The sequence below is a fragment of the Methanobrevibacter sp. genome (assembly GCF_045577275.1).
GTDB lineage: Archaea > Methanobacteriota > Methanobacteria > Methanobacteriales > Methanobacteriaceae > Methanobrevibacter.
Genome location: NZ_JAZNIB010000073.1, coordinates 1 through 16,701, shown reverse-complemented (window position 1 = coordinate 16,701; position 16,701 = coordinate 1). Strand labels below are relative to the sequence as shown.

Annotated in this window: 18 protein-coding genes; 8 read left to right on the top strand and 10 right to left on the bottom strand. The window is 32.3% G+C overall.

Annotated features, from left to right (window positions below; genetic code table 11):
• The first annotated feature begins 218 nt into the window (after nucleotides 1-218).
• From ACKI67_RS02580 to ACKI67_RS02570, 3 genes are all read left to right on the top strand, one after another.
• Entirely contained in the window at nucleotides 219-932 is a 714-nt protein-coding gene (locus tag ACKI67_RS02580; RefSeq protein ID WP_407461841.1) for an MJ0144 family RNA dihydrouridine synthase-like protein, read from the top strand.
• 266 nt (nucleotides 933-1,198) lie between these two features.
• Entirely contained in the window at nucleotides 1,199-1,477 is a 279-nt protein-coding gene (locus ACKI67_RS02575) for a hypothetical protein (protein WP_407461840.1), read from the top strand.
• Nucleotides 1,474-1,896, top strand: a complete 423-nt coding sequence (locus ACKI67_RS02570) for a hypothetical protein (protein ID WP_407461839.1) — start codon at nucleotides 1,474-1,476, stop codon at nucleotides 1,894-1,896. Before ACKI67_RS02575 ends, ACKI67_RS02570 begins: the two co-directional genes overlap by 4 nt.
• Before the next feature lie 5 nt (nucleotides 1,897-1,901).
• Here ACKI67_RS02570 and ACKI67_RS02565 read toward each other — a convergent pair whose 3' ends face one another.
• Both ACKI67_RS02565 and ACKI67_RS02560 read right to left on the bottom strand, forming a co-directional pair.
• On the bottom strand, nucleotides 1,902-2,156 hold the full coding sequence (locus ACKI67_RS02565; protein ID WP_407461838.1) for a TfoX/Sxy family protein: 255 nt from the start codon (nucleotides 2,154-2,156) through the stop codon (nucleotides 1,902-1,904).
• Between the two features lie 21 nt (nucleotides 2,157-2,177).
• Nucleotides 2,178-2,909 carry a M15 family metallopeptidase gene (locus ACKI67_RS02560; RefSeq protein WP_407461837.1) on the bottom strand — a complete coding sequence of 244 codons (732 nt, stop codon included), beginning with the start codon at nucleotides 2,907-2,909 and terminating at the stop codon, nucleotides 2,178-2,180.
• 241 nt (nucleotides 2,910-3,150) lie between these two features.
• Here ACKI67_RS02560 and ACKI67_RS02555 point away from each other — a divergent pair, with 241 nt between their 5' ends.
• The 5 genes from ACKI67_RS02555 to hemA all read left to right on the top strand — a co-directional run bounded on the left by ACKI67_RS02555 (nucleotide 3,151) and on the right by hemA (nucleotide 8,265).
• A complete protein-coding gene (locus ACKI67_RS02555; protein ID WP_407461836.1) occupies nucleotides 3,151-3,780 on the top strand; it encodes a DUF134 domain-containing protein in 630 nt (209 codons plus the stop codon).
• Between the two features lie 180 nt (nucleotides 3,781-3,960).
• Nucleotides 3,961-5,571: a methyl coenzyme M reductase system, component A2 gene (atwA, locus tag ACKI67_RS02550; protein WP_407461835.1), complete on the top strand. Its 1,611-nt coding sequence runs from the start codon at nucleotides 3,961-3,963 to the stop codon at nucleotides 5,569-5,571.
• A 284-nt stretch (nucleotides 5,572-5,855) separates the two neighbouring features.
• On the top strand, nucleotides 5,856-6,338 hold the full coding sequence (locus ACKI67_RS02545) for a methanogenesis marker 9 domain-containing protein (protein ID WP_407461834.1): 483 nt from the start codon (nucleotides 5,856-5,858) through the stop codon (nucleotides 6,336-6,338).
• Nucleotides 6,339-6,391: 53 nt separating this feature from the next.
• The gene (locus tag ACKI67_RS02540) at nucleotides 6,392-7,015 is read left to right on the top strand and encodes a bifunctional precorrin-2 dehydrogenase/sirohydrochlorin ferrochelatase (protein ID WP_407461832.1); all 624 of its coding nucleotides are present in this window, start codon (nucleotides 6,392-6,394) and stop codon (nucleotides 7,013-7,015) included.
• Nucleotides 7,016-7,056: 41 nt separating this feature from the next.
• The gene (gene hemA / locus ACKI67_RS02535; RefSeq protein WP_407461831.1) at nucleotides 7,057-8,265 is read left to right on the top strand and encodes a glutamyl-tRNA reductase; all 1,209 of its coding nucleotides are present in this window, start codon (nucleotides 7,057-7,059) and stop codon (nucleotides 8,263-8,265) included.
• A 118-nt stretch (nucleotides 8,266-8,383) separates the two neighbouring features.
• Here the strand turns inward: hemA and ACKI67_RS02530 are convergent, their stop codons facing one another.
• The 8 genes from ACKI67_RS02530 to top6B all read right to left on the bottom strand — a co-directional run bounded on the left by ACKI67_RS02530 (nucleotide 8,384) and on the right by top6B (nucleotide 16,385).
• Nucleotides 8,384-9,511 (bottom strand): AAA family ATPase, encoded by a 1,128-nt coding sequence (locus ACKI67_RS02530; RefSeq protein WP_407461829.1) that lies wholly within the window; start codon nucleotides 9,509-9,511, stop codon nucleotides 8,384-8,386.
• Between the two features lie 133 nt (nucleotides 9,512-9,644).
• Complete coding sequence (locus ACKI67_RS02525; RefSeq protein WP_407461828.1) at nucleotides 9,645-10,481, bottom strand: TIM barrel protein; 837 nt, start codon at nucleotides 10,479-10,481, stop codon at nucleotides 9,645-9,647.
• Nucleotides 10,482-10,646: 165 nt separating this feature from the next.
• Nucleotides 10,647-11,663: a type II glyceraldehyde-3-phosphate dehydrogenase gene (locus tag ACKI67_RS02520; protein WP_407461827.1), complete on the bottom strand. Its 1,017-nt coding sequence runs from the start codon at nucleotides 11,661-11,663 to the stop codon at nucleotides 10,647-10,649.
• A gap of 161 nt (nucleotides 11,664-11,824) precedes the next feature.
• The gene (locus tag ACKI67_RS02515) at nucleotides 11,825-12,367 is read right to left on the bottom strand and encodes a DUF2284 domain-containing protein (protein ID WP_407461826.1); all 543 of its coding nucleotides are present in this window, start codon (nucleotides 12,365-12,367) and stop codon (nucleotides 11,825-11,827) included.
• A gap of 244 nt (nucleotides 12,368-12,611) precedes the next feature.
• Entirely contained in the window at nucleotides 12,612-12,836 is a 225-nt protein-coding gene (locus tag ACKI67_RS02510) for a hypothetical protein (RefSeq protein WP_407461825.1), read from the bottom strand.
• A 155-nt stretch (nucleotides 12,837-12,991) separates the two neighbouring features.
• Nucleotides 12,992-13,264 carry a metal-sensing transcriptional repressor gene (locus tag ACKI67_RS02505; protein WP_292787301.1) on the bottom strand — a complete coding sequence of 91 codons (273 nt, stop codon included), beginning with the start codon at nucleotides 13,262-13,264 and terminating at the stop codon, nucleotides 12,992-12,994.
• Between the two features lie 237 nt (nucleotides 13,265-13,501).
• Nucleotides 13,502-14,602: a DNA topoisomerase IV subunit A gene (locus ACKI67_RS02500; protein ID WP_407461824.1), complete on the bottom strand. Its 1,101-nt coding sequence runs from the start codon at nucleotides 14,600-14,602 to the stop codon at nucleotides 13,502-13,504.
• A gap of 4 nt (nucleotides 14,603-14,606) precedes the next feature.
• Nucleotides 14,607-16,385 (bottom strand): DNA topoisomerase VI subunit B, encoded by a 1,779-nt coding sequence (gene top6B / locus ACKI67_RS02495; protein WP_407461823.1) that lies wholly within the window; start codon nucleotides 16,383-16,385, stop codon nucleotides 14,607-14,609.
• Between the last annotated feature and the right edge of the window lie 316 nt (nucleotides 16,386-16,701).

The following is a 16,701-nucleotide window of genomic DNA, read 5'->3' as shown; positions in this document are numbered from 1 at the left end:
ATGGCAGACATCGGACTTGAAATTATTCGTGCAGGAAATAATAAAGATTGGATACATGTAATTGAAGAACTTTAAACAAATCTTATTTTCACTTAATTTAACTCATCTTTATTTTCCTTTTTTATTTTTATTTTTATTTTTTAAATTTTAGCTATTTTTAAAGAAAAATTATCAATCTGAACTATTTAGGAAGTGTTAACATTAAAGTGCTTGCACCAATGGCAGGAATAACAAATGCAGAATTTGCTATGAAACTCATACCTTATGGATTTGACACAGTCACCATTGGAGGATACAATACTGACAATGAGTCAATAGAAGCTTGTGAAAAGATTATAGCAAGAGGCAGGAAAGAGTTCAATTACCCTAAAGAAGAAATCTATGAAGTAATTGAAAATGAAGTTAACACAATTAAAGACAACTTTGATGTGACAGTCAGCGCAAACTTAAGGGGAACCACTCCAGATCCACTGATTGAAATCAGCAAAATAAAGAATTTGGACATCATTGAAATCAATTGCCACTGCAGACAGGAAGAGCTTGTTGCAGTTGGATGTGGACAAAGCATGTTGCTTAGACCAGACTTGGAAGATTACATAAAAGAAGTTGTCAAAAAATCAGAATCCAAAGTTTCCATGAAAATGAGAGCAAACGTTGAAGGAGTGGACAACCTTGAAATAGCTAAACTGGCAGAGGACTGTGGAGTAGACTATCTGCATATTGATGCCATGAAAAAAGGAGTGAGGGATGCTGATTTTGATTTAATCAGACAAATATCCGAAAACACTAATATTTTTATTATTGGAAACAACTCAATAAATTCCATTGCACAAGCTGAAAAAATGTTGAATGCAGGTGCAAATGGAATTTCAATAGCTAGAGCTGCAATTAGCGGAAAATTAAATTTTGATTTGAATGAAATTAAAATTTAATATTCTTATTTTTTATACTTTTTTACTTATTTAAAAACTAATTTTTTAATATAATTTTATCTATTTTTTTGTAATTTTGTTTAAATTCAATTAAGTTCATTAAAACAGCGTTTTACGAAATTCAAATTCTCTAACAATTTTCCATTTTAAAACAATTTTATTAGGAAATTATAATTTATTAAGTAATTATAATATTATAATTATATTTAAAAAGTGTTGGTAAAAAACTAACATATTTATATATACAATGAAATTCATAATAAAATATGTTAAGGAAAAAACAAAGTTCTATCTTAGTTAATGGAAAAACAGTTTACAAGGCTGAAACTCCTCACGGATGGGCGATTGTAATAATGCCGGACAATATTCTAATAGACAATTACCATATTGATAAGGCACATATCCATCCAAACCCTGAAAAACATATAATTAAAGAAGAAATTGGAGAGGATAATCCTGAAAAGGTATATGAAACTGTTTTAATGCATTTATACGAAAATGATGAATTGAATCTGGATAAGCTTAAGAGGGAGTTGAGAAAATGATCATAACTTTAGTTAAAAAGCAAAAGGGAATATCTTTCATAAATGATATGGAAAAGACCTACAATTCTTTAGAAGAATTAGAGAAATTATATGAAAGAACGGGCAATATGAAACTATACGTTGAATTGGAAAACTGGAAATACTATCTTCAACACCCTGAAGAGGAAATAGAGATTACAGAAAGTCTTGTGAATAAGGAAATAAGCTTATCTGAATTTGACCTTGATATCTTGAATGCAATAAAACATGAAAATCCTAAAAGCATCAGAGATCTTGCAAATAAAATAGATAAGGATGTCAGCAATGTTCAGCCTAAAGTCCATAGATTAGCTAAAAATGGTTTTATCAGCTTAAAAAAAGGTAGAAAAAATAGTATAATCCCCTATCTTAATTATGACACCATAAGATTGGAGATTTAAATAATTCATTTTTGTAGATTATAGAAAACCTTTAGATTTTCCTTATCCTCTTCAGATAGGTTATGCCAACGAATGTTTTGTATAGCTCCTTCCAATGCCATCAATCTATTCAAGCATGCACTATCATCTATTTCTTTAATTTTTAGCCAGGTCTCTTTACTGCCAAGATTGATCAAGTCATCGATAGTGTTAATTCCAACATCATTTAACTGCTTTTCAAGAACTTTACCAATATTTGGCAGCTTAGACAATTCTCCCATATTAAACCTCTCAGTTAATTTTTAATTATTGCTTACGGAACTTTCACTAACTGGGAAAGTGAAATAGGTGTCAGGATAAGGTTCATCCTCTAAAGTGAAATGCCACCATTCTTCATCCAAAGGCTTGAATCCATGATTCATCATTGCTTCACGAAGAATCATACGATTATTATACTGCTCATCAGTGATGTTCTTATAATCTGGATGACTCCTCTCGCCAAAATAATCAAATGTTCCGCCCATATCCAACTCTTTTCCAGTCTTCTCATCAAACAAGGTCAAATCAACTGTACTTCCTCTTGAATGGCCAGAATGATTCATTATATAACCTTGATCAAAAAGAACTGATTTGTCAAGCTCAGGATAGAAATAATCCTTCATGCGAGTATCATCCTTATCTTTTGACCATCTTACAAAATGTTGAACTGCATTTTGAGGGCGATAAGCGTCATAGATTTTCAATCTATATCCTTTTTCTTTCAAGTCCTCACTTACTTCCTTAAGTGCATTTGCAGCTTCTTTTGTTAAAAGAGCAGTTGGCTCCTCATATCCATCGATTCTATCCCCTACAAAATTATATGTAGAATAATATCGGATTTCTAAAATTACATCTGGGTCCACATCGCTCACTTGCACAAAGTCAGAGGAATCATTTGAAAAATGTATTTCCTCAGAATCCGCACTGTAAACAGTTCCAGATATGCTAATAAAAAATATCAATAAAAAGCAAATTGCTAAAATAAATTTTTTCATTGTTTTCACGTTTTCTTTTTTAAAGTAATTATTTTTTAATTTATTTTTTTAATTTAATAAAATTAAGGTTTGATAAATTTAAAAAATTAATCAAAGTCTAAAAATTGAAAAAATAGAATAATAAAATATATATTAAATGTTATGAATATATATTCATAATAAATATATATTCATAATGAATTTGTATTTGAATTCATTAAAAATATAATATCCATTAGAAAAAATATTAAGGAGAGAATTAATGGTTAGGCCAAAGATAGAAAGGAGAATTGTGAAAAAGCCAGATTATACTTGCCTAAAGCATGGAGACATCTTGGAAGATGATCAAGAGACAATCAAAATGAATCTTGATGAGTTTGAAGCAATCAGATTAGGCGATTATCACAATATAAAGCAAAAAGAGGCTGCAGAATTAATGGGAATTTCACAGCCAACCTTCCACAGAATCATCAACTCTGCAAGAAAAAAGACAGCAATGTCATTGATTGAAGGCAAAAAAATTGAAATAAACAATGAGAACTTCCAAGCAGAAGAGAAGATATACATCTGCAAGGATTGCGGATTCCAATGGAACAATCCTAAAAAGGAATACACAAACTGTCCTGACTGCAAGTCTCAAAACATTGAAATAATCAAAAATGATTTGGAAAACAAATCATCTGCTCCGCAAATTTTTAATGTACCAGAAGCTTCAGAATATCCTTTGAATGAGAGACGCTCATTTGGAGGATCTGGAAGTGGGAGAGGACCGTCAAAAGCATGTGAATGCCCAAACTGTGGCCACATTGCACCAAAGATTAGAGGATTTCCATGCAGAAACATAAAATGTCCTGAATGCGGAACACCATTATGCGGTTCAAATCATAAATAAAAAAAAACTAATGAAATAGATAGGAACTTAATATGAATATGTAAAAATAACAAAATTTATATTAATAATATCGTTTATAAATAATATACATATAATCTAATAAAAGATAATGATATTAAATTTATCTAAAATAATTAAAAAAATAAAAATTATAATTACAACTAATAATCAGGTGGGCTTATGTCTTTCATAACTTTAAAAAATATTAATAAGTCATTTAATGGAGAACCAGTTCTCAAAGATATTAACATAACTATTGAAGAAGGTTCTACATTAGGTATTCTCGGTAGAAGTGGTAGTGGAAAATCTGTTTTAATCAACATGCTAAGAGGTACTAAAGAATACGCTCCAGATAGCGGACAAGTAATCTTTGACTTGGCAATCTGTGAAAACAAAAAATGCTTGCATGTTGAACCTGCTTCAAAGGCTGGTGGAAAATGTCCAGAATGTGGAGCAGAATTAAAAGCTAAGGAAATTGACTTTTGGAATGCTGACAGATTGGAAAAGGCAGCAATCAGAAGAAGAATCTCCATTATGCTTCAAAGAAACTTTGCATTATACGACGAACAAAGCGTAATTGAAAACGTATTGAATGCAATGGGTGACGAAGGCAGATACGAAGAAGAGAATATCTACAACGCTATTGACTTATTGGAAATGGTTCAAATGAGTCACAGGGTAACCCACATTGCTCGTGACTTAAGTGGAGGAGAAAAACAAAGAGTAGTGCTTGCAAGACAATTGGCTAAAAACCCAATGTTGCTTTTAGCTGACGAACCAACAGGTACCTTAGACCCACAAACCGCTGAAAAACTTCACCAAACCTTGATTGAAGGTGTTAAAAATGAAGGAATCAGTATGGTAATCACCTCCCACTGGCCAGAAGTTATGAATCAATTAGCTGACGATGCAATATGGTTAGACAAAGGGGAAATCATTGAGCATGGTCACCCAGATGTCATAGTTCCAAAATTCCTTGAAACCGTTCCTCAAGCTGAACAAGTGGAAAAAGTTGAGCACACCGAAGAGATTATTAGAGTGAAAGACATTAAGAAACATTACTATTCAATTGAAAGAGGAGTAGTTAAAGCTGTAGACGGTGTAAGCTTAACAATCAATCAAGGAGAAATCTACGGTATTGTTGGACTTAGTGGATCCGGTAAAACCACCTTAACCAGAATGATGATTGGTTTGACTGAACCAAGTGCTGGAGAACTTGAAATCAAATTAGGTGATGATTGGATTGACATGAAAAAGCCAGGCCCATTAAACAGAGGCCGTGTAACTCCATATTTAGGTTTATTACACCAAGAATATTCATTATACCCTCACAGAGACATTTTAGGTAACTTAACTGATGCTATCAGTTTGAACTTGCCTGCTGAATTTGCAAAAATCAAGGCAGCACATATACTTGAAACTGTAGGATTTGAAAAGGAAAAATCCATGAGCATCCTATCCAAATGGCAAGATGAGTTAAGTGGAGGGGAAAGACACAGAGTAGCTCTTGCACAAGTTCTCATCAAAGAGCCTAACATTGTTGTATTGGATGAACCTACAGGTACTATGGATCCAGTTACAAGAATCATCGTAACCAATTCCATCTTAAAGGCAAGAGATGAATTGGACCAAACCTTTGTAATCATTTCTCACGATATGGATTTCGTATTGGATGTTTGTGATAAGGCAAGCCTTATGAGAGGAGGAAAACTCCTCAGTACTGGAACTCCAGAAGAAATCGTTGCAGAATTGACTGGTGAAGAGAAAGCGGATATGATTAAGGATCATTAACCCAAACTTTTACTCGCTTCGCTCGCAAAAGTTTGATCAAAATATTTTCACTAGTTGGGAGAATTCTCTTAACTAGTTCATTTACTTTTTTTTAAATTTTAATTTTAATTTTCACTATTTCTATTATTTTTTCTAACATCTGATTTTTAAACTATTTTCATTCAAATTTACAAATTTTTTTAAAAACTTATATTAATATAAACAAACAAAATTTTAAATGTTATAATATTTATATAAATATATTATATTCATTAATTATACTTATAAAAATTAGAGGAAAAACTATGGTATGGGAAGATTCACCGTCACATATTTGTAGAGGAGGAGATGTGAGAGGACTCGCATTCTGTTGTCCTCCTGTAAAGCCTTGCCCTATTATGGGAGCTTTAAGAGAAGTTGGATTGACTCCTCAAGAATTCTTAGACATTAAACAAAAATTTGCAAGTGAAACCAGATTAGGAGAAGGACCAGCAACATGCTTTGGTTCACTCGTATGGTGCTGTAAAACTTCAAAGCCTTGTCCTTTAAGAGACATGACCTTAAACCAAATAGGCATGAGCGAAGAGGAATACATGGACCTTAAAAAGCAATTGTCTGAAGTGATCTTAAGTGCAGGAACACCTCCTACATCAAATGAAGCAGTATTTGCACTTTCACAAACCTTTGAGATTAGTGAAGCAGAAGCTGAAAAAGTGCTTGCAGACTGTAACAATGATTTAAGAATGGCTGTAAAATTATTAAAGCTTAAGCAATTGGAAGAAAAATAAACTGGATAACTTTAGCAAAAATCCGAATCAATTGAATAAAATAACGTGATATTATGGGATTGACTTCTCTCTTTTTTGAAGTGGAAAACAAGAATGTTTTTATTTTAGGTACTGGAGAAGTGGCTACAAGAAGAGCTCATCGCTTTTTGGACAAAGGTGCAAACGTTATTTTAGCAGGAAATTCAATTGATGAGGAATTAACCAAGAAAGGAGCTATTTTAACCCCTTTAAAAGACCTTGACGATATGGTCAAATGGAGCGACATTGTCATCACTGCAAGCGGTGATGAGGAATTGTGCGAATACATTGCGTCAATCAGTCAAGGAAAATTAATAAACAGGGCAGACAAACCAGACAAAGGAAATATAATTGCCCCTACAAGCTTCCTGATAGACGATATAGAAATATCAATCTATACTAATGGACAAAGCCCCTTGATGGCAAGGGAACTTAGGAAAAAGATTCAAGCAATCATTACAGAGGAAGATATTCTTGAAATAAAGATTCAAGACCATGCAAGAAAAATACTTAAGGAAAAAACAGACAGTCAAAGGTTAAGAAGGGAATATCTTGAAAATATTCTAAACAATGATGAAATAAAGGATTGCTTAAAGGAAAATAAACTGGATGAAGCTAAAGGGCTTGTAGAGGATATTATTGACTCAAACCTATCATAATTATGAAAATTACCACAAATCATAAATAAGGAGACTCGAAATTGATTATCAATATACGTGTAGACCATACTCTTGCAGACATAGAAACTATGGAAAAGGTATCAAAAGATTTAAAAGACTTATTTTCTAATTTAAAAGAACAGATTGATATTAAAGAATATATTGAAATCAATACATGCAATAGATATGAGTATTTCCTTTACACCGATGATTGCACTGATTTGGACTTGGATTGTGAAAACAAATATGTCATTATCCAATATAGTGATGATGCTGTATTGCATTTATTCAGAATGACTTCCGGCCTTGAATCCATGATTATCGGTGAAGATCAAATCTTAGGCCAAGTTAAGGACGCAAAAAGGAAAAGTGAAAGAGAAGGCCATTGCGGAAAGAAATTGGATGCTGTCTTTACAAAGGCAATCCATGTTGGACAAGTTGTAAGAAACAAGACCAAAATCAACCAAGGATCAATTTCCATTGGTTCTGCAGCAGTTGACCTTGCAGAAGAGCATCTTGGAGACTTGCAAGACAAGCATGTTCTTGTAATTGGTGCAGGAAAGATGGGAACCCTTGTTGCAAAGGCATTGGCTGAAAAGAACTTGAAAGCTATTTTTGTTGCAAACAGAACCTACTATAAAGCAATCAAATTGGCTGAGGAACTTGAGGGAGAAGCAATTCTCTTTGACAATCTGGAAGAAAAATTGCTCAATGCAGACCTTGTAATAAGTTCCACTGGCGCACCACACCCAATTATAAATAAAGAAAGGTTATTAAGAGTATTTGATGAGAAAATACCTGATAAGATGATTTTTATTGATATTGCAAACCCAAGAGACATTGAAGATGATGTCAAGGAATTAGGCATTCATCTGTTCAACATCGATGACTTAAGGGGAATTGCAGAAAAAAATAAGAAGCTTCGTGAAAGGGAAGTCATTGAAGCGGAAAAGATCATCGAAAGTGAGTTTGATTTGCTTAAAGAATCCTTCAATTTAATTGAAATAAATTCATTACTTGGTAGTTTAAGAGAGTCTATGGAAGAGATAAGACAACGTGAGAGTCAAAAGGGCATAGTTAAACTAAATGCTGTAGATGCAAAGGATATAAAAACCATAGATAAGATGACTCAATCCATAGTCAACAAAATATTTTATGATATTTCAGAAAACATAAGAAAAACAGCTAAGAATAACGATGAAGATTTCATAAAAATATGTGAACTTATTTTAAAAAATGAACAAAACTAAAAAGTTTTAAAAAAAGTATAAACTATGATTTACTTAAAAATAAGTTATTAAAAAATAATAATTAAAAAATGATTATTCAAATAATTTTTTAAAAATAATAGATTAAAAAGAGAATGTTTTATTCAAACATTCCTTTAACTTCTTCTTTTTTATATTTATTGACATCCAATGCAAAATAAACATCATCCATTGTTACTTTTTCCTTATCATTTATTATTGCATTGTGAAGAGCTGTCTTCAATATCTTTTCCTTGATGTCCCTACCTGACATTCTTTTGGAAATCTTTACCAATTTTTCAATATCCAAGTCATAATCCATTGGGAATGTATTGAGGTTTAGCTCAAAAATCTCTTTTCTCTCTTCATCATTTGGCAACTTGAATTCAATTTCCTCTTCAAAACGACTTCTGATTGCAAAATCTATTGAAGATGGATTATTAGTTGCTGCAATTGTTACGACACCATCATTAGGATTGATTCCATCCATTTCAGTCAAAAGGGAATTGACGATTTCAGAAACATCACCCCTTAATGATTGGAAGGATCTGTGCAATGCGATTGCATCAATCTCATCAATGAAAATCAAGGATGGCGCTGATTTGAGTGCAGTTTCATACAAGTCATGAATCTTATTTGCTGCATCCCCAACATGGTCTCCGATTAAAGAGGTTGCCTTAACCAAGAATAAGTTGATGTTCAATTCATTTGACAATGCTTTTGCAAGCATGGTTTTACCAGTTCCTGGAAGACCATAGAATAGAACATTCTTAGGAGCCCAATTGCCAAACTTCTCCGGGTCTTGAAGATACTTGTAAATGAGTTTTGATTTCTTTTTAGCATTTTCCTGACCTACAACATCATCAAAGAAAACATTGGATTTCACTCTTTTTATTGAATCTGCATTTTCCACATCTGGAATGACAATTTCAATTGAAGTGTTTTCCCCAATAACAGAGTCTTCAGGATATGCTGTTATGATTTTGAATGCAAAATCTGGAATGATCTTTTGATCAAAAAGATAAGAGCCTGTCTTGACATTTGTTCCGCTCCATTGATCTATAGCATACTGTTCAAAAAGTACCTTATCGGATATCTCTAAATTTGGTCCTTCCAATAAGCCAAAATTAAAAGGATAACCTGCAGTTTCCAATACAAGAACTTTAGTTTCAATCTCATTGAAACTAGGCTTGTTCTTAATGGAAACTTCTGATTTCTTTTTGTTTGAACTTATATTTTCAGATTTCACATTTATCACATCAAAATTATAAAATTGTTTAAAAATTATTAAAAATTTTTTTATATTTTTAGATTACTTAATATATTTATCACATTATATAAACATTTTCATTATTAAATTAAGTTTAAGGATTCAATAGATTTTAGATTAAAGTGTCATAAAGCTGCTTCATTCTTAAGGCATCCTGGTCGATTAAAGGAGTCTCACAAATGATGGTTGCTTTCCAATCGTTTTCAATTAGATTCAAAAGCAAATCCTTGATATGTGGACCATATTCATCATCTTCAGCTAAAGTATGGTGCTTCTTTTCACCCTTATCCGTATACTCGATTGTAGTGAAATGACAATGCAACCTATCAATGTCAAGATTGTCTTCAAGCTTTGAGAATATGCAATTGTAATCTTCCTTCTTATTCAAGATTCCTCTTCCCCTTGCATGGACATGGGCAAAGTCGATTGTAGGCTCGAAGTGGTCAAAGCTTGCACACATTTCAATGATTTCATCAATATTTCCTAATTGGGAGCGTTTGCCTGTTGTTTCAGGTGCAAAGGTAAAGTTTTCTATTCCTTCCTCTTCACATCTTTCAAGAAGTCTTGTGTAAGTCTTTTTAGCCAAATCCATACAGACTTCAGGTTTTCTTCCTGAATAGAATCCCGGATGGAATACAAGCCTATATGCACCCATGAATTCTCCAATCTTTGCAGACTGAACCAGTCTGTCTATTGTACTGTCAATCTTTTCCCCCTCTTTAGAACAGACATTAACGTAATAAGGACAATGCATAGACATTAGGACTCCATTTTCATCTGCAGATTCCCTAAGCTTAAGTGCAGAAGATTCCCCAATTCTCACACCATAAGTGGACTGATATTCAAATGCATATAAACCTAAAGGTCCTAAGAATTCTGGAGACTCATGTGCCTTTCCATTAAAATCTATTGGTTTGCCAGCTGGACCGAAAATAACCTTATCTTTCATAAAAACACCATAAATAATTAAAAGGATAATATAAAAAAATGAAATTAAAATAAATGAAATTAAAACAAATTAAATAGAAATATAAATTTTTCGATTTAGAAAAAAAGTAAGAAAATTAAATAGAAGAATTCTATTTAATTAATCATATCTGAAATTATAGTTGATTTATAAAATTCCCATAGCTTTGTTGGTTTTAGCAATGGATTTTTCATTATCAGATTCCATTTCCAACATTGCACGGATAGCATCTACGTTTTCAGGCACTACATCAGATTCTTGGTGTACTGCTTGCATGTAGAACAATTCATTTCCTACTACGTTGATTGATTCTTTCCATACAGGAATTTCGTATAAATCGTTTCTGCTTCTTCCTAAATCTTTAGCATATTCCATTAGTGCTGCAGTTGAGTCAAGGCCAGCTGCCGCTTCAACCACCATAACTCTGGAACGTTTTTCAAGTGCATCAATGACTTCATCAGTACTTACTTCATTATTGATTTCCACCATCAAGTTGTGTTGGTGCATTAAAGTGGTAGGTACAAGTAAAGCCATAGTAGTAACGTCGATACCTTTCATTACAGTCTGTACATCAGGACCGTGGTGAGAAGGTACTTTTGGAGGGTTAGGTACAATAGCATTGATAGGACCTTTTTTGATTTCAGATGGGTCAGATCCTCTTCTAACCATTACAGCACGAACTTTCTTAATGTCAACCAATGGATTGAGAGTGTGTAAGGTACGGGTTAAACCGGTAGTGTTACATGACACTACTCTAGCATAGTCTGCACCATATGAATCATCATAGTTAGCAAAAGAGTTAAATGATAATCCAGTTAATTCATGATCTTCTCCACCTTGGTAAATAGCTTTTACACCTGCTTTTTTATACATTTCGAGGTTTTGAGGACCAATGTTTCCAGGAGTACAGTCAACGACGATATCTGCTTCTTGAATCATGTCTTCAACAGTACCTGCTATTTCAATTCCTGCTTCTTTAAAGAGACCTTCCCTTTCAGGAATTCCTATGTATAAAGGATATCCTTTTTCTTCTACAGCAGTTTTTGCTTCAAAGTTTGGTCTGGTTTTGCTCACACCAATAACTTTCATATCATCTTGAGCAGCTACAGCATCAGCCACTCTCTTACCAATAGTTCCAAATCCATTAATAGCTACAGATTTCATTTTTAAACTTCCTTTAAGAATATTAAAATTTATAAAAAATCAATTCAATTATTAATAATTAATTATATAATTTAATTTTTATTGTTTAATCTATATATAATTTAATATTTAATCATAGAAATCTGCTTAAAAAAAGAAAATAAGGAAATAAAATATTTGTTTTATTCTAATAAAACTATGCCATAACAGAAATAGCTATTGTTTTCTTCATCTATTCCTAAAATGTCATAGCCATTGTTTTCAATGGTTTTATGAATGTCTATACCACAGGCTTCCCCTGATGGGCGAGCTTCATTTGGATATTTGCATTCATCCAAATTGCATTCTTCACCTTTAGATTGACAGACCATACAAGAGCCCGCACCCATGCCAAATGCTTTATAATAACCAAAATGAGCACAAAGATTTTCGATGTCAACAGATATTTTAGTTATTCCTCCAATATCATCTTTAATGGAAGCTAAACTAATTTCAAATAAAATTGCAGTTTTATAGGAATTTAGCATTCCGATGAATTCTTCTGATTTAGGAGTATATGGAGGGCAAACCAATGTTTTGCCATAATTAGGACAGCCAAACTGACATTTTAATCTTGTCCATGGCTCAACTACAATAGAGCTTGTGTCAATATATTCAAATTTAAAACCTTTATAATCCTTTGTTAAATTTTTAATCTCTTCTGTTAATTCATATAAACCAATCATAAAATCACACAAAATTTTAAAAAAGATCATCGATTAATGTGTCATTTAAATAAATTTTGAATTGCTTCATTAATAAAATTTTTTAAAATGGTTAAAAAAATAAAAATGAGTCTTAAGAAAAATTTAGAAGAAATGAAAAAATAAAATAAAAAATAAAAAAAGAAGGAAGAAGAAATTAGAGCGATAAAATAAGAAAAAAAAATTAAAATAAAAAAATAAAAAAGAATTGAAATAAAATCCCTTCTTATTTGATTAAAATCATATTTTTTGATTTGAAGATTTTTTGATTTGATTTTTGAATTCTATCTCTTGGTTTGCTAATTTTTTCGTTTGACTTTTGAATTTTAATTTTTGATCTGAAATCTGATTCCTTAAATTTTCGATATATTATTCTAAAGAATAGATAAAAGACAAAGATATAAAATGCAAATATCAATACAACCCAAGATAAACCTTTAAATATATCCATTTAATACCCCCTAAATATTAAAATAATAAATCATGAACCTCTTTTAAGAAATTTCAATTGATTTAATCAAAAGTTAAACATAAAGTAGTCATATAGGTATACCCTTATAGGTATATACCTTTTTGAAAAAAATATAATTCCAATTATCAGCAAAATTATAATCTGGAATAATATTCTAATATAGTAGAAACATCATTTATTGCTTCATCGCTTTCACCTGCTTCAATTGCATTTCTAATACAATTTTCAAGGTGACCTTCTACTATAATATGACCTACTTTGTGTATAGCTGATTTAGAAGCATTTACTTGCATTAAAATGTTTTCGCAAGGAATATCTTCTTCGATCATACGATCAATAGCGTTTAACTGTCCGATAATTTTATTAATTCTTCTGTGAAGATTGTCTAAATCCATACATTGTTTCATTGTAACACCTTAATAATTTTTTGAGATTTGTTGATATACCTATGAGGGTATACCTATACTAATGTAGAACTTTCTAGTATATAAAGGTTATGGAAATATTGGAAAAATCAGTGAAAATTTTAAAAAAATAGCTGAAAAATTGAAAATATAAAAATATTAAAAATACGAAAATAGTAGATTAAAAAAATTATGAAAAAATAAAAAAAGAAAAAATAAATTAATTAAAAAATTAATTTATTATAATTGACCAAATTGTCTTAATTTCTCTGGGAAATATGTGTCTACTACATATTCAAGACCATATTTAGAGAAAGATTGCTGTTCTGCTTTCTTACCAATCTTAAGCATTTTCTTAATCTCGGTTTGCCAGAACTCAGTTTGATACCTTGGGTCTTTTGAAAGCTCTTTCAATCTCAATACATCGATATCTTTCAATGGATCTGTTGGAAGATCATATTCAATGATATCAGTTGCAGTTACTCCTAAGAACTTAGCGTCAGGAGTAGCCAAATCATGATTTACGTGAGCTAACTTTGCACTTCCAGATATGATTACCTGTCCAATGTGGAATCCCCAAGGGTCTCCGTCGTTACAGATATATACAGGAAGGCCTAATTCTTCATTAACCCTTTTGATAAATCTTCTTGTAGCACGAGCAGCTTGACCTTTAAGACCTACAATCAAACAATTGAATCTGTTGTGAGCGTCCTCTTGAACTAACCTGTGGAACATCCCCATGGTTTCCACTGCAAGTACAAAGTCTGCACCGCAATCCAACAATTCAACTTGGTCAATGGTTGGTGAAATGGTATAACCGGATTTACCTGCTCTTGCAGCATTGATTTCAAATTCACCATCAAGCAAGGTAATGTCACCATAAACGGATGCACCGTCTTCCTCAGGCATTAATCCCAAATCTTCACGGGTTGCACCTAATGCAACTTCCAAGTCCTCACCAACAATGTTGGATTCCTGTTGGTTATTGAATTCAATACCCCAACCTTCAGAGATATAATACATTTCCCTGATGGTAGCGGTTTTATCTCTTAATACCAAATCCTTACAGAAATTAGCGACATAAACCATTTGTCCTAATTTTCTGATTTGCTTTACATTTCCAAGAGACCTTTTACCGAATCTGTCTCCAAGAATATAATAACGTTTATCAGGATCATAAACAATGTTTCCAGTACCTCTTGAAGGAATTCTTAATGTAGGCACCTTTTCCTTTTCAACATCCTCAATGATTTCTTGACCAAAAGCTTTGAGTTTGTTGAAAGTGTATTGTCTTCTTTGCTCCTTATGAGTATGTTCATGTTTAGTAGTTTGTTCAGCCATCTAATCATTCCTCCTGGTCCTCTGAGTCAAATAATGTAGATTGTTCACTCTTTTTAGACTTTTGTTTTCTAGGTTTTTCATCATCTAAAAATGCTTCATCCAAATCGGATTCCTGAATTCTATCCTTACGGCTTGAATGTTCCTTATCCACAACATGACCGAATTCGTCAAGTTCTTCAAGCAAGGAATCTACGTAATCTTCCTCTTCGATTTCTTCTTCTATTTTTTCTCCCATCAATTCTGCCAATGCTCTTCTTGTTACTTTAGCAAGAACTGGTTTGTAATCAGGAACACCAGTTTCAGCAAGTGATGCTGCCTCTTCAATGATAACAGGAACATAATCTTCAAATATCTTGGATCTCATTGCTTTTTCCTTTTCAGCCTTTTTAGATCTGATGTGTCTTTGAAGTTTTCTTGCTATTTTCATGGTAGCTTGTCTGATTTCATGAACAATCTCAGGTTCTGGAGCAATACTTTGCTTACCAGTGGACAAGTAAGGAACTTGAGTAGAGATGATGTTTACGAATAAGGTAAGTGGAGTGTTGTCCAAGTCTCTAAGACCGTATCTTCTCCAGTCAATGGATTTCAATGCTTCGGTAATTGCACAGCTTCCTGCATCAAAGGTCAATGGAACCCTGTTAGCAAATCTTAAGATTTCAGATTTTCTTTGCTCATTTACAATTCTACCTGCATCTCCACCATAAGCAATACCTGCCTCTACAATAAATGCTACACCACCTTTATAAGTTACTGGACTTCTGGTGATTGTAGTAATGAATTCAGGTTTCAAGATTAATTTCATACCTTTTTCAATTTGCTCTTCACCAATAGGAATAAGACCAGAGGTAGGTGGAGCCATGAATTTCATTTTTTCAAATGCTTCAACCATAGCTTCTGCTTCCGCCCAAGTCATGCTTTTTGGACGTTTCTTCATGTCAATTCCAGTGAGCTCTTCAAGCTCTTTAATCTTCTTGGAAGACATTCTTGACAAATTGGTTGTCAACATACTTTTGAAGTTTCTCTTATCAGTGGTTTTAGCAATGTGAGTAATATCGTCAGCAGTAACACCTTTAGGGTGAGGCAATACTTCTTTAGGCAATACTGGAACAATTTCAGCAGCTCTTTTAAAGATGTATTTGTGTCCTTTAGGATCTCTAAAAGTAATCTTTGCATGTGGGTTAGCAATCATGGTTCTACGAATGTACTCAAATGCACCTTGTTCTGCCAAGGAGTAGGATACCTCTTTAAAATGAAGTTGGATACATACACCAGTGCTTTCTGGAGTGAAATGTTCGGTTTTGATGATATCCCCAACATTGTTTTTTACATCCATTTTGAATTCCATTTTGACTCCTTTAAGTTCACCATCCTCTTTCCAACCGGAAATTACATGGGTGGACTCACCAGTAGTCATTTGAGATAGAAGTACACAACCACTACAACCTAAACCTTGTTGTCCTCTTGATTGAATATTTCTAAATTTGGAACCTGCAAACATCTGACAGTATACTTGAGTCACAAATTCCTCTGGAATACCTGGACCATTATCGGAATGTCTCAAAAGATAATGTTCCTTTCCAAGTTGCTTTAAATCAATTCTGATTTCTGGCAATATACCTGCTTCCTCAGCAGCGTCAAAACTGTTTGTAATCAATTCGTGGAAAACAATAGTTAAAGATCTTATTTTACCAGAAAATCCTAACATCTGTTTATTTTTTCTAAAGAACTCTGATGGAGTTAATTGGTCAAAATTCTCAAAGAGTTCTTGCGCTTGTTGAGACAAATAAAACCTCCTTCACATAATTTTTAATTAATTTAATTAATTAAAATAATCACTGCAATAAATCATTTAAGAAAATAATTTATTGAAATCTAATTTAAAAAAATTCCTATAAAAAATTTAAAATTCCCATTAAATACATCTAAATTAAAAATTTCTAAATGGCAATGTATTAATAAAATTTTGAAAATTTAATAAAAATCATCGTTTGAAATGAAAATTTTATTAAAATTAAACAAAAAATATTTTTATGGAAAATTTTTATATAAAAATGAAAAAATTACTAAAATTTTAGACAAAATAATAACATGATTATTAT